Consider the following 12,766-nt stretch of genomic DNA (forward strand, 5'->3'; position numbering starts at 1 on the left):
TAAGGTTATAACCAAGTAAGTACTTATAATTATTGTTAGTTTTTATTCATTTTGTAAATCCATTCAATTCCGGCTTTTAATGCTTGATTTTCTTCAATTTCAAAATCAGGTAATATACTAGAACCATATTTTGTCATTTTCCTGTCTGCAAATGAAGATTCAGCCAGATTTATTATAGATCCATCTGATAGTTGATGTGAAACACATCCTGTAGAGACTCCAAAAGTTGGTTTGCCAAATGATTTTGAATTTTCTCTAGACTTTAAAGCTACAGTGATAGCTTCACCAGAACTTGCTGTTTGATTGTCAGTTAATATGGCTAAAAATTGATTGTTAAGATTTTCTTTTGAATTAATCGTAGTTTCCATAATAAGTTGATCTTCAATATATGCTTTTCCTTTAATTATTTTCCAAGCTTTATTGTTGTTATTAGCATCTATAAAATATCCTAAAGTTCCGTTTCCTATTAAAGGTTCTATTGCAAGTAGCATTGGCCACATATTTCCACCAAAATTGCCACGTAAGTCTATTACCCATCCTTTTAGCTCTTTTTGTGATTGTTTTTCTATTTTTTCTCTAATTTTTGTGATGTAGTTGTTATATTCATTTTCTGCTCCAATACAAAAAGGGATTCTAATGTATCCAATATCATTTGGAGTGATTTCATCAGAGAATATAGGTAAAGGTTTGTCTTCTGAATTTATTTCAGATTTTATTGCGGGTTTAAAGTAGCTATGGTTGTCATTAAGTTTTGATATAGCATAACTTATGGTAGAGTAGGTGTCTTGAATGGTTTTTGCATTCTGAGCTTTTTTAAATATATCAATTCTAAATTCGTTCCAGTCAATTTTACTTTTGTTTACTGATTTTTCTTCAAGTAAATCAAGAGTTTCTGTTAGATATTCAGATACTTCTTTGGGAATAGAATTTTGGGTTTGACAGCTTATAAAAGCTAGAATTAAAAAGAGGTAATGGAGAATTTTCATTTGTTGTTATCAGATTTAAAGCTAAAATGAATGATGGAGAGTCAAACAAAGCCAAAACAAATATAATGGAAACTTATGATTTCGGAGACTGAAACAGAGCGAACAGGCGAAGTAAAATCAGGTTTAATAATATCTGTCTTGTCCTGAAAGATGACTACAGGTTAAAATTGATTTTTAAGCTGATAATTTATATAACATATTTGGTGTTTTAAAGTTTAAAGATAAATGTAATTTTATTTCGTTGTATAAATTAATTTCATTTTTTGCAGTTTTCTTTGCGTGTGCTACGTTATCAAAGGTTTGTATTCTACATTTAGGCTACATCTAAAACAATATACCACTTTTAAAGTACTTTAAAAGTGGTATATTTTATGTATTTGCAGATTGTTTTTTAAAAATGGTAGTTGTGCAACAGCTACCGATGTTGTAAGTAGTTTTTATTTAAAAGATTGGGATATTTATTACGAATATCAATTCCATCTTTTATGTATAAACTGTCAGGATTATCAATAATAAATTCTTTTTCTGCAATAATTTTTAGAGAATCAATAAATTTTTCTCCTAAACGATTATCAATTTCTTTCCACATTTCAATTTCATAACAATTTCTTCTAAATCCACCCATAATTACACAATAATGGTCATAATTTTTTACATCAATATTTAATTTTTTTAAATGTTTTTTCATGCCAACAAATTCACATTCAGTTTCAGACATAAAATAAATAAGTTTGTTATTTTTTATATCAATTTTAGCCCTTTTAGTTTGGTTTATACAAAAAGTATCTAAAGTTTTAATATTTTTAATACTATCTTTTCCTTTAGCATAAAGTTCCATGTATTTATTAAGGTTATAAACTGTTTTTATTTTGTCTTCTTCTTTTTTCCTAATACAAGAAGTAAAACTTAATATAAACGATATGATTATTAAGGTAAAGATTTTCATAAAATTATTCATAACGTTCCGCCTTTAACGCTTTTCGGCTTTGTTTTGTTGTGGAAAAGTAAGCCAAATATTTCAAATTAAAATCAATATTAACAAGTACAAATTCAAACTTCGGTTGAGCCCTAAACTGTAATAGCGGAAACAGCTGTTAGCAATAGGTTTTTATAATTCATTCAATTCGTTTAATAACTCAAAAGCCATTAATTCAAAGCTTTCATATAATTCCTCAAAAGTGACAGTTTCGTCGTAAAGTGTTTCATGATCAAACATAACAATTGGACAATCATTTTTAATTTTTTGGTTTGTGTCAAAACATACAATTCCCCAATCACTATAATGAGCAAAGGGAATAAATCCTTTTTTTATTATTTCTTCAGGTTCCCAATAATCAAAATAGTATTCTGTCAGGTTACTTTTCCAATCTCTAATGCAATGTTTAAAAAAAGTTATTTCACCAACATTTTCTAATTCGTAAAAATGCTTGTATTTCAAAAAATCTTTATAAAGTCTAGGGTATTTGAGTTCAATCTGATTTTCTAGTTCAAGAATATCTTCATTAGTTACTTTGCTAGTAATAGCTTTCCATGGAATCCAATCGCTTTGTTGTTCGACAGAATTATCAATCATTTCGTTCGGCATATTCGAATGAGGTAGAAACATTAAATCAGACTTTTTTAGATTTATCAATGATTTATCTACATATTCAAAAATTTCTTTTCCATTCATATTTTAACCTTACTGCTAATGTTCCGGTGCTTGGCGAGGTTGAGAGCTTCGGAACTGATTATTTTCTGTTAAAGATAAAATTTCTTGCGAAATGTAAACGTGTATTTACTACAAAATTCGCAATCTTCCCAAACGCTTGTTAGCAGAAGTACTATTTTTTAATGATTATAAAAACAGAAAGTGTAGTCATTATTTCAAACGAAAAGACTGCATTTTACCGTATGTGAAAGACCGCCAGAACCATTCCATAGGTCCGTATTTGAAACGTCTTAACCACCATCGACTATACAAAAGTTGAAATCCGTAAATCATAAGTGTCATTAGCAAAAGCAGACCTGCATTTACTTTGCCTTCCAAATCAAAAATGCGGAAAAAGCCTACGCAAATTATTGTTTGTACAATGTAATTGGTCAAAGCCATACGCCCAACATAGCCCATAGGATTTAAGTATTTTGCCATGTTTTCACGCAAAGAAAGTAAAGACAAGGCACTCACATACACCGCCGCCAAAGCCATATCACTTAATCCCTTTAACAGGGTTTCCATTCCACTCGGTTTAGCGACAAAAACTGAAATAATCACTCTTAATCCTACCGAAACAATTAATCCAAAAATGATAATTTTTGGAAATAGGTCTTTGTATTGTCGCAATTTTTCAAAGACTTTGAGTTGTCCCGCAATTCTTCCCAAGAAAAACATTCCCATTACGAAAGGTCCCATATGTGTTAACCCAAACAAGATGCTTTTTAGAATACTATCAGACGGAGCACCGGAACCTTCACCAAAAACAGCGGGAAAGGTTGCAACTAAGCCCGATAAGACAAAGCATAATGCTGCCAAGACGAGTAGCCATTGATTGGACAATTTCCGAAATGCCAGCAAAACGAAACCTAACAAAGCATAAATTCGCAATACATCGCCCCACCAAAAGAATGAATGCAAAATACCAAAGCCTAAGAGTATCAACAATCTACGTGGATAAAAGGACAGAATATTACTTTCTTTGGCTTCGGCTCTTGATAATTGTACCGAAAATCCTAAACCAAATAAGAAGGAGAAGATGATATAGAATTTACCTTCCGTAAAATATTCGTTAAACCATAAAGCCAATTGGTCGTACCATTTTGGAGACTCCGAGTTTATAATCATTTGCGAAAAATCGTGATTGGGCAATGAAAACGCCATAATATTCACCGCCAAAATTCCAAATACAGCAAATCCACGCAGGATATCCAAAATGTAAATTCGCTCACTGAGTTGTACAATTTGTTGATTATCTTTTGTCATTAGAACTTATTTTAATGGTTAATCATTACTTTTTCAAAACGGAAAGAATAATCCAATCCATCGCTACTTGTATGTGGCATATGAGGATCTTGGTTGTGTGGGTTGAAAAACTCTACAATCTTAAAACCGCATTTATTCACATAAAAATGAATGTTCCGCTTCTCAAAATAAGGTGTGTGTGTTTCCCAAACCTTGGTTTCGGGATACATCTTTTCCACCATCGCCCACGCCTTAGTACCCACACCTTTGCTGTGGACATCGGGGTTGATGAAAAATAAGTCTAAAGAGTTGTGATGAGTTATTTTATGTATGGAAAGTATGATTCCGCCCACCCAAACGCCATTGTTCAGAATACGGTAAGCTACCGATTTTTCTCTATTAAGTGAATTCTCGATATCATTTTCTGGCAAAATCATTTCATCTGATTCTCCAAATTCTTCTGTATAAGCTCTCTGAAAAGCAATTTGATTGTATTTAATAAACTGCTGCTTATGTTCTTTTTCTAAAAGTTCTAAGGTGATTTGCATTTCATTTTATTTTGGGTAAAAATACAACGAAAGGAAAGGCAAGATTTTGACATTTGTCAAAAAAGGAGCTGACAGCAGAAAGGGATTGAAATGAGAATGTTATGTTACTTTTTGCGGATACGGCTTATTGTTTCGAGTGTTACACCCAAGTACGACGCGATGTGCCCCAACGATACCCGCTGCAATATTTGAGGATTATCTCGTACTAGTTCATCATAACGTTCGGTAGCTGAAAGAGTTTGTAAGGAGAAAATTCGGTCCTCCAAAGCAAGTGAATAGGCTTCGGTAGCCAATCGTTCTATAGTGTTGATTTCAGGATAAAGGTTACACAATTCATATAAATTTTTCCTTGAAATGGAATGAATGATACTATCTTCCAAGAATTGTATATTTTCTTTGGCAGGAAATTTAAAAAAGAAGGTTCTTGAAGAAGTAACTACTTCATTTTCTGTTGCGAAAAGGGAGTTTATTTCTTTATCTCCTTTTCGATAAAACATTCGAACTAATCCTTTTTCAATAATAAAAAGTCCAGAAGAAGTTTGTCCCTCTTTGATATAAAAACTACCTTTTTTATACTCATGTCGCACGACTCTATTCTGAAAATCCAGTTCAGCTTCTGGGGATAAACTTCCAAAATTTTTAAACTCTTTAACTAATAGATTCATTTGATATGCTAAACTTTTGTTGTTTGCTAAACTTTAACGGGAAGTCAAAGTATTTTTGCTAACGGTTGGTTGTGGCAGTTGCGTAAATTTAACCTAAAATTTTACAAGTACAAAACTCTTCGTAGAATTTTCGGAGACTCGAGTACTTTGTGTGAACTGGCGTAGCAAATTCCGAATACAAACTAAACCTAGCAATTGCTACAAATGGCTGTTGTGCGTTCGGCTTTTATATTTATTCTGAAAATTTATTTAGGATTTCCATTGCTTTTTCAGTGTCATTTTTGTCTACAAAAATATGGTCGTGATAGAATGCTGCAACTACATTACAACTAATTCCATTTTCAGACAAAGCTTTTGAAAAAGCAGCAGTTAGTCCAACAGCTTCTAATGAAGAATGAACTGTTAATGTAATCCACGAAGCAATAAAAGAATATTTTAGATTCAATTTGTCTGCAATTTCTATTTTAGTAATTATTGTAATACTTTCTTCTTCTCTGAAAGACATTACAATTTCATTCAATTTTATTTTTTCTAAATCTTCGACTTCGCAGAATACAAATTCGCCTACATTGTGTTTAGGTTTCATTGTTTTTAAAAGTATTTCTAAATTTTTTTCTCCGTTCATTTTTTTATTTTTTTTCTAGCGTTTTATTTGGCTAAAGTGATGCACAACGGTTTGAGGCTTGCCGAAGTGGGGGAATTAGACGAACAAATGTTCAGTTTTGCACAGGTACCAAATAGAATTACTAATGTTCAATTTAGCACATCTGACCCCATTTTGACAAATCCTTGTTAGCGGTTCGTTGTTCTACGCATTAAATTGTCTTAAATGGTGGTCATTATGTTTAAATGCAAAAATTCCGATTTGCTTCTTGGTCATTTTGCCAAAGAAGTCGTGAATGAAATTGTCGTTTGAATAGCTTTCGTAGGATTTAATCTGTTCTATCCAAATTGATTTTAGAGTTGTTAAGTCGTTAACTTTTTCCTTAACTGTAAATGCTTTTCCTGCTGGCATATTTTTGCCGATTGGCTTATCGTCTTTTGTGTTGCTCTTTAATGCCATTCTGCCAAATATTTTTCCAATAAAATCTTGTTTGTAAACAAAATCTTTCGTTCCTAAAACCCACTCGTTCCATATTGTACAGTGCTTGTGCATTTGATAAACATTCATCTTACCCCAAACAGGTTCGTTTTTTTCATTTAGTGAATTAATTCTCTGAACTAACTCATCTCTTGTAGATTTGTCAAATATTGTTTTCATTTGTCAAAGTTGTTTAAAGGCTGTAATGAAAAATAGTTGCCTGAATCATCTCTAAATAATGCTTCTGTACCATAGAATTCTTTTGTAGGGGGCTTAATAAATACTACTCCTTTTTCTTTCAGTTCTTCGTATGTAGCGAAAATGTCATTGCAGGTCAATACACCACAACCAAATATTCCTTTCTTAATAAGGTCAATTAATGATTCCGCAACTTCTTTTGGAAACATTTTGCTTACCTTGACTGGAAACAATACAAGCTGTAAGTCTGGTTGTTCAGGTGGTGAAACTGTCAACCAACGACTATCTGGTCCCATTGGAATATCGTCTACAAGTTTGAAGCCTAACTTGTTCACATAGAAGTCATAGGCGCTATCTTGGTCTATGACGTGAATGTTTGTAACTGTCAATTTTGTTATCATTGCTTTTTCTTTTTAATTATTAAACTCAATGCAAAGGTTAGCAATAAATTATTTATTCTCATCTCCAAAATTGCTATTCTTTGTCCAACCGTGCATAAATGAATAACAACTTGGTACAAAAGTTAAAGGCGAAGTTTCAATTTTCGCTTTTCTTTCATTGTATTGGTTTGTGTAATCGGAAGGAGTCTTGCCAACTAACTTGGTAAAGAGTCCGCTAAATGTGCTTACGCTATCAAAACCAACCAAAAAGCAAACACCTTTGACAGATTTGTTTAATTGCAAATATTGTTGAGCTTTTTCAATTCTTACTGTTGTGAGATATTGGTGTGGCGTTTTTCCGTAAATAGATTTGAATAATCTTATAAAATGAAATTTGGAAAAATATGCTTCGTTCGAAATGTTGTCAAGGTCAATTTTTTCAGAATAGAATTTGTCAATGTAAAGTTTGGCTTGAACAATTCGTCTGTACAAATAGATTTTTGGATATTGTTCTGTTGTCATTTTCTTGTCTTGTCAATATTTGTAGGATGTCGCTTTACAATGACCGCTAACGGTTTACAGCTAGCCGTCTGTGGCGACGATTTAAGAGTAGCTTTAACAAATATAAAATTTTTTTGGTTATCTGCGGTTTTTCCGAAGGAAAAACCAAACCCAAGCCATTAGGTTAACTACTGTTGTAGGTAGTTAAAAAGTAGTTTTATTAAATTTGTTGTCTTTTAATTCGTAACCCAAAATATCGTTACCAATTAGTTTTTCTTTTCCACTACAATCAGCACAAATAAATTTAGTAAATTCATTTTCAGAGGTTCTGGTAAAGCCTCGATAATTGTCATCTATTACCCAAAATATATCAGTATTTTTTATTCGTTTAAAAATTTTAACATCTTTAATTTCAGACCAAAATTCGATTTCAAATTCTTTGGTATCATCAATTATTCTTATTTTTTTGTAGTACTCTGGATCTCTGAATACTAATAAGTTTTCTGAAATTGATATTTTTATTTTGACATTTTTATCATTTATCTCATAACTTTCTTTAGGGAAGTTTGTAGCTAAAAAATATAAGCAAATCGAAATCAAGGTAAATATTATTAGTCTTTTCTTCAAAATTCAGTTATTAATTACCTATAACGTTCCAGCGCTTGGCGAGGTTGCGAGCTTCGGAATTGATTATTTTCTGTTAAAGATAAAATTTCTTGCGAAATGTAAACGTGAATTTACAATAAAATTTGCAATCTTGCCTAACGCTTGTTGTGCGTTCGTTATTTTTATTTTACAGATTTCCATACACCACAATATAATCTGCATATTTCAATTTTTCTTCTAACCATTCAATAAGTTCATTTCTAAATTTTGTAACTTTTAATTCTTCAAACTTTGATTGTCTGATTTTATCAGTTATTATTCGACAAGTTTTGTTATCGAACCAATTAGTTCCATAAACGTCAAAATTTTCTTCTATGCTATTATTCCAAGAATTTTGCAAAGGAAAGACAGACCTAAATGCATTTATTACATAATCAAAGTCAGCAGTTGGAATAAATGTGTCATTTCGCTTTTTTGTCTTATAATTTTCTCCGTCCTTATTTTCTGCCCATAGAATAAACCCGATTTCATTTCTTGGTGTTGGGTTTTCTCTGGTTGTGATAATTATTTGTTTAGAATTGATTTTCTCAATGGCTTTTGTCTTGTCATATTTACAGAAAATATAACTTTCTCTTGCAGTTTCAAAATCACATTCCGCTAATACGCTAATTTCCTTTATATTGTTGTTATGAAATTCTTGTTCACTTGCGTCAATATCACCGTTATTTTCTTTCAAAAGAATTATTGCAATGTCTAATGGAATTGCAATTTTACTACGTAATATTTTTACTTTTTCACTATCCATTCGGTTCGGGTTATAATGATGCGCAACGTGTTGTCGCTTGTGGCAGTTACGTAAATTTAAGACAAAAGTTTACAAGTACAAAAATCCTCGTTGAATTTTTGGAGACTCGAGCACTTTGTGCGAACTGGCGTAGCAAAATTCTGAAGTTTGCCCTTGCCTGAGCCATTACTTTTAACTGCTGTTGTAACTAGTATTTTATCTTTTTAAGTTAGCCATAAATTTTTCGGATAATTTAATGTCTCTTAATAAAAAAAGACCTAAAATATAATCAACATTTTCATATTTATAGTTTAGTCTTTTCAGATTGAAATTAACATTTTCTTTTTTCCAATCAATTTCGTTAATGACTTGAGGATTTGAATTGTTTTTTTCATAATTAAATTCACCAAGTTCTGCAATTAAGTTTTCTCTAACTTTTTCAAATTCTGTGGTTTCAAAGCTATCTTTTGTCAGTGGATTACCAAAATTTATTTCAATTGCTATTAATTTATTTTCAAAGTAAACAAGATTAATGTTGTTTATTTCGATAGTCCCGATTTTAAATATTTCATTCCCAATATAAGTATATGAAATAATTCCATCTTTTTTAGATCTTTCTTCTAATTCAGTTGAATTTTCATAGCTTGGACCAAATTTAAATTTATCTAAAATATCTGATGTTTTTGTTTGACAAACACAATTAATACTTATTAGCATTGTTATGAAAAGAATACTTTTTTTCATCGTTTTTTTATTCTCCACAATGCATTATTCTTTGTCTTTCTTCAAAGTGTTTTAAAATAATTCCACTTACTGGATTTATATGCAAAATTTCTTCATCAGAGAAACACTTTTCTTTGTAAAGAGTATTGAATATAATCCAATGATACTCCTTTGTTTTAGTGTCAAATTCTAGCCTTCTTGAAAATGGTTCAACAGGGGTTTTCAAGTTTTGTTTCTTAACGATGCTATCAATCTTATTTTCGGATAACCAGTCAGAAGGTTTGTTTTTTAAAAGAAATTTAGGAATTTGGTCAATGTAAACTCCTCTAATTAAATTCAGGTTTGAGTCCAATTCTACATAAACAGTTTTTGTTGTGTACGGATATTTAAAATCAGGATGATTTAACACAAAATTTATATGTTTCCCATCGATGAATTTTCCTTTCGTTTTTCTCCCTTTGCTAATATCTTTCCATTTATATTTTCCAGAGTTAGTTTGGTATTTATAGTCAGAATTTGGTCCAAGTTCAAAATATTTAAACAAGGAATCTCCAACCGCTTCTTTCAAATATAGTTCGGCTTTTTGAATTACTTCCGAAGTTGGATAAGACTGTGAAAAAGAGGATTGACAGATGAATGTTAAAATGAAAATTGTTAATATTCTATGCATTTCTCAAATGTGTGGCAACGTTTTGGTGCTTCTGGTAGTTGCGTAAATTTAATACAAAATATTACAAGTACAAAACTCCTCATGGAATTTTCGGAGACTCGAGCACTTTGTGCAAACTGGCGTAGCAAAATTCTGAGCACAAACCTAACTTAGCAATTGCTACAAACGGTGATTCTGCGTTCGTTTTTTATTCATTTATAGATTCTATTTCACCAGTTTCGTATAATTTTTCAATTAAAGATTTAAGTTGTTGTCAATTAATTTCTTCTATTTCTTTTTTGTATTTTTCAGTAGATTTCATGTAAGATAAAAGAAACCAAGAATTAATTTGTCCAAATTCAGGTTGATTACTTAGGACAACTTCAACTTGTTGTTTATGTTTCTTATTATAAAATCCACATTCACAACCGTGAAAAGCGTAATTCCAGCGTTTAGAAAGTTCACCATTTATTGGTATTTCTTCGTTATTTCTTGAAATTAATTTTTCATAATCTTTTTTATTTTCAATATCAAGCCCATATTTTTCTGCAAGTTTACGCATCAATTTTTTTCCGTCACTTCTATAATCAATTATGGCTTCTTTAACAACATCAAGTTTTATTTTGATATTGTTATTTTTAAAGAATTCCAACCAATTTTTTATTGTTTTTTTGATGTATATTTTTTGTTTAACGGTTTTCTGAAAATGAAGCACAACTAGTTTATAAACGCACAAATCAAACTAGTTTTATCCCTAATTGGCATGTTATGCGTATGTTTTTGTTTGAATTTATGCGTATAATTTTTAATTATGTAATTCAAATATAAAAATATTTGCTATATATCGAATGGATTGATAATGTTTTTCAATGATGTGCTGCTGACGTGTGTGTATCATTGTTGTTTTTGGACTACTGTTCCCTAATAAATCTTGAATTTAGCGCAAATCAGTTCCGTTTTTACTTCGGTTTCTTGTATAATTTTAAAAAAAGCTTAATTGCATTTATAAATTGTCTTTGATAAGGGCTCAAAAAATTATTGTTAATAATAGATTCAATAGTTATTGTGGACGGTTGTTAGTAGACAATTTTATTTTTAGGAAAAGTTGTGACAATTTTTTTTTGTTTTTTTTGTTTTGTCACAAATCTGTGACAATTCATGTTCATGAAAATAATTTTGTCACAGATTTGTGACAAAACTTTTTTAAGTTAACTATTTTGTCACAGCTTTTGATTGGATATAATTTAGTAGCATCTAACTTATATAGTGAAAAGAACATTATAACTAATGCATCAAAAGCTTATTCAAAATGAAACCTATGCCAAGAAAATGGTTCGATTGCGAAGTCAAATAGTAGAACCTGCTTATAGGAATACTAGTAAATTTTACAAATATGAAGCGAGTCAATACAAAAGGTATTAAAAATGCAAACAAACATGTACTCATGGCAAGTTTAACCTATAACTTGAAGAAATATTTACGTTTTACCATCTAAAAACCAAGTGTTTTAGCCCAAGTTATTTCCTTAAAACAAGAGAAATACCTTCTCTCTATAAAAACGATGTTTTACAACTTTAAAAACACGATTGTAAGCTATTCTAATAGTAGCATTTGTATGGCAACTAAAAAATAACCTCCTTTAAATTGCTTTAAAAGAGGTCAAAATTTATGATTTAAAAAAAATAAGGGTTGTGTAACAGCTACCGGTGTTGTATGATGGGGCTATTTTAAATTAAAAACCCTATTTATTTTTACTTTATACAAGCTAAAACTTTAGAAGTTTTCAGTAAGTGCTAAACACAAAATATTTCAACTAGTTAAAGTAATTTTTAGAAATATATCTTTAACTAAAGATTTTAGTCTTAAAATTGTAATTAAGATTTTGCTTATGTAAAGTAAATGTTGCAGAGAATTAATTTATCTCATAGTTCTCTTAGATATATCCTCGTTATATTTTAATACAAATAAGTCAATCTTATCTTCAACTAAATTACCATCTTTATCTATAACATTATTTTCAATCAAGAATTTAACTCTTTGCTTCCAAGAATCGAAAGGTTGAGCTACTTCTAGTTTTTTATTATATTTTATAAAAAATATTTTTAAATAATCATCATCACGAGTTTCTCTAGTTTCGTTATCGTGATAAAAAATAAAAATTTCTTCATCATTTGTATTTAATCCATATAAATGAATTTCACCACTGTAATTTTTTAATTCATAATTCATAATTTCTTTATCATCTAAAATCAACTTGTTTTTTTTAAGTTTTACATTTTGAGAAAAAACTGAATAATTAATTGATAATAAAAGCAATAATAATAATTTTAATTTCATCTTGTTTTATTTAATTTGTGAGTATTTAAAATCTACTGATACAGTAAATTTTATAGTTACTAATAGATTAATTACTTTAATTTGCTAATTTAAAAATATTTTTGAGAAAAATATAAAAGCTAACGCGAAATTTTTTTGTTAACGATTTTCAAGGCACTATTATATGACGTCCAAGCCGACTGTTGGGAGACCGTCGTGCGAATACAACAATATTTTCACGACGGTCGAGCGAAGTCGAGCCTGACATTGGGAGAAAGAGTCCTAAAGGGCGATTTTTCCCAACTAGTTTATAAACGCACAAATCAAACTAGTTTTATCCCTAATTGGCATGTTATGCGTATGTTTTTGTTTGAATTTATGCGTATAATTT

At 30.3% G+C, this 12,766-nt stretch carries 16 protein-coding genes; all 16 read right to left on the bottom strand.

The features are described 5' to 3' along the window. Window positions 1–35: 35 nt before the first annotated feature. Entirely contained in the window at window positions 36–986 is a 951-nt protein-coding gene (locus SY27_RS02305) for a S41 family peptidase (RefSeq protein WP_045967011.1), read from the bottom strand. Window positions 987–1,401: 415 nt separating this feature from the next. Continuing rightward, entirely contained in the window at window positions 1,402–1,932 is a 531-nt protein-coding gene (locus SY27_RS02310) for a hypothetical protein (RefSeq protein ID WP_152640681.1), read from the bottom strand. Between the two features lie 162 nt (window positions 1,933–2,094). After that, the gene (locus SY27_RS02315) at window positions 2,095–2,658 is read right to left on the bottom strand and encodes an SMI1/KNR4 family protein (protein ID WP_052705085.1); all 564 of its coding nucleotides are present in this window, start codon (window positions 2,656–2,658) and stop codon (window positions 2,095–2,097) included. Window positions 2,659–2,847: 189 nt separating this feature from the next. Beyond that, window positions 2,848–3,945, bottom strand: a complete 1,098-nt coding sequence (locus SY27_RS02320) for a DUF418 domain-containing protein (RefSeq protein ID WP_045967015.1) — start codon at window positions 3,943–3,945, stop codon at window positions 2,848–2,850. An 11-nt stretch (window positions 3,946–3,956) separates the two neighbouring features. Continuing rightward, window positions 3,957–4,472: a GNAT family N-acetyltransferase gene (locus SY27_RS02325; protein WP_045967016.1), complete on the bottom strand. Its 516-nt coding sequence runs from the start codon at window positions 4,470–4,472 to the stop codon at window positions 3,957–3,959. Window positions 4,473–4,576: 104 nt separating this feature from the next. Continuing rightward, window positions 4,577–5,137, bottom strand: coding sequence for a Crp/Fnr family transcriptional regulator (locus SY27_RS02330; protein WP_045967018.1), 561 nt, complete (start codon window positions 5,135–5,137; stop codon window positions 4,577–4,579). A 232-nt stretch (window positions 5,138–5,369) separates the two neighbouring features. Beyond that, window positions 5,370–5,762, bottom strand: coding sequence for an ACT domain-containing protein (locus tag SY27_RS02335; RefSeq protein WP_045967020.1), 393 nt, complete (start codon window positions 5,760–5,762; stop codon window positions 5,370–5,372). A 183-nt stretch (window positions 5,763–5,945) separates the two neighbouring features. Further along, the gene (locus SY27_RS02340; RefSeq protein ID WP_045967022.1) at window positions 5,946–6,398 is read right to left on the bottom strand and encodes a DUF1569 domain-containing protein; all 453 of its coding nucleotides are present in this window, start codon (window positions 6,396–6,398) and stop codon (window positions 5,946–5,948) included. Further along, window positions 6,395–6,817, bottom strand: a complete 423-nt coding sequence (locus SY27_RS02345) for a VOC family protein (RefSeq protein WP_045967024.1) — start codon at window positions 6,815–6,817, stop codon at window positions 6,395–6,397. The genes SY27_RS02340 and SY27_RS02345 overlap by 4 nt, the downstream gene beginning before the upstream one ends. 48 nt (window positions 6,818–6,865) lie before the next feature. Next, a complete protein-coding gene (locus SY27_RS02350) occupies window positions 6,866–7,318 on the bottom strand; it encodes a helix-turn-helix transcriptional regulator (protein WP_045967025.1) in 453 nt (150 codons plus the stop codon). 183 nt (window positions 7,319–7,501) lie between these two features. Continuing rightward, a complete protein-coding gene (locus SY27_RS02355) occupies window positions 7,502–7,924 on the bottom strand; it encodes a hypothetical protein (RefSeq protein ID WP_235270878.1) in 423 nt (140 codons plus the stop codon). 166 nt (window positions 7,925–8,090) lie between these two features. After that, window positions 8,091–8,708 carry a hypothetical protein gene (locus SY27_RS02360; RefSeq protein ID WP_045967029.1) on the bottom strand — a complete coding sequence of 206 codons (618 nt, stop codon included), beginning with the start codon at window positions 8,706–8,708 and terminating at the stop codon, window positions 8,091–8,093. 195 nt (window positions 8,709–8,903) lie between these two features. After that, entirely contained in the window at window positions 8,904–9,431 is a 528-nt protein-coding gene (locus tag SY27_RS02365; protein ID WP_152640682.1) for a hypothetical protein, read from the bottom strand. Window positions 9,432–9,438: 7 nt separating this feature from the next. Further along, entirely contained in the window at window positions 9,439–10,080 is a 642-nt protein-coding gene (locus tag SY27_RS02370; RefSeq protein ID WP_045967033.1) for a hypothetical protein, read from the bottom strand. A gap of 253 nt (window positions 10,081–10,333) precedes the next feature. Then, window positions 10,334–10,711, bottom strand: coding sequence for a hypothetical protein (locus SY27_RS02375; RefSeq protein ID WP_152640683.1), 378 nt, complete (start codon window positions 10,709–10,711; stop codon window positions 10,334–10,336). 1,265 nt (window positions 10,712–11,976) lie between these two features. Then, window positions 11,977–12,396 (bottom strand): hypothetical protein, encoded by a 420-nt coding sequence (locus SY27_RS02380; RefSeq protein WP_045967037.1) that lies wholly within the window; start codon window positions 12,394–12,396, stop codon window positions 11,977–11,979. Window positions 12,397–12,766 lie beyond the last annotated feature (370 nt).

Source organism: Flavobacterium sp. 316, from assembly GCF_000967805.1.
Taxonomy (GTDB): Bacteria; Bacteroidota; Bacteroidia; order Flavobacteriales; family Flavobacteriaceae; genus Flavobacterium; species Flavobacterium sediminilitoris.

Bases quoted from the DNA above. Each gene is read 5' to 3' on its own strand.
- SY27_RS02305 (WP_045967011.1), bottom strand. From the start codon at position 986: ATGAAAATTCTCCATTACCTCTTTTTAATTCTAGCTTTTATAAGCTGT.
- SY27_RS02310 (WP_152640681.1), bottom strand. From the start codon at position 1,932: ATGAAAATCTTTACCTTAATAATCATATCGTTTATATTAAGTTTTACT.
- SY27_RS02315 (WP_052705085.1), bottom strand. From the start codon at position 2,658: ATGAATGGAAAAGAAATTTTTGAATATGTAGATAAATCATTGATAAAT.
- SY27_RS02320 (WP_045967015.1), bottom strand. From the start codon at position 3,945: ATGACAAAAGATAATCAACAAATTGTACAACTCAGTGAGCGAATTTAC.
- SY27_RS02325 (WP_045967016.1), bottom strand. From the start codon at position 4,472: ATGCAAATCACCTTAGAACTTTTAGAAAAAGAACATAAGCAGCAGTTT.
- SY27_RS02330 (WP_045967018.1), bottom strand. From the start codon at position 5,137: ATGAATCTATTAGTTAAAGAGTTTAAAAATTTTGGAAGTTTATCCCCA.
- SY27_RS02335 (WP_045967020.1), bottom strand. From the start codon at position 5,762: ATGAACGGAGAAAAAAATTTAGAAATACTTTTAAAAACAATGAAACCT.
- SY27_RS02340 (WP_045967022.1), bottom strand. From the start codon at position 6,398: ATGAAAACAATATTTGACAAATCTACAAGAGATGAGTTAGTTCAGAGA.
- SY27_RS02345 (WP_045967024.1), bottom strand. From the start codon at position 6,817: ATGATAACAAAATTGACAGTTACAAACATTCACGTCATAGACCAAGAT.
- SY27_RS02350 (WP_045967025.1), bottom strand. From the start codon at position 7,318: ATGACAACAGAACAATATCCAAAAATCTATTTGTACAGACGAATTGTT.
- SY27_RS02360 (WP_045967029.1), bottom strand. From the start codon at position 8,708: ATGGATAGTGAAAAAGTAAAAATATTACGTAGTAAAATTGCAATTCCA.
- SY27_RS02365 (WP_152640682.1), bottom strand. From the start codon at position 9,431: ATGAAAAAAAGTATTCTTTTCATAACAATGCTAATAAGTATTAATTGT.
- SY27_RS02370 (WP_045967033.1), bottom strand. From the start codon at position 10,080: ATGCATAGAATATTAACAATTTTCATTTTAACATTCATCTGTCAATCC.
- SY27_RS02380 (WP_045967037.1), bottom strand. From the start codon at position 12,396: ATGAAATTAAAATTATTATTATTGCTTTTATTATCAATTAATTATTCA.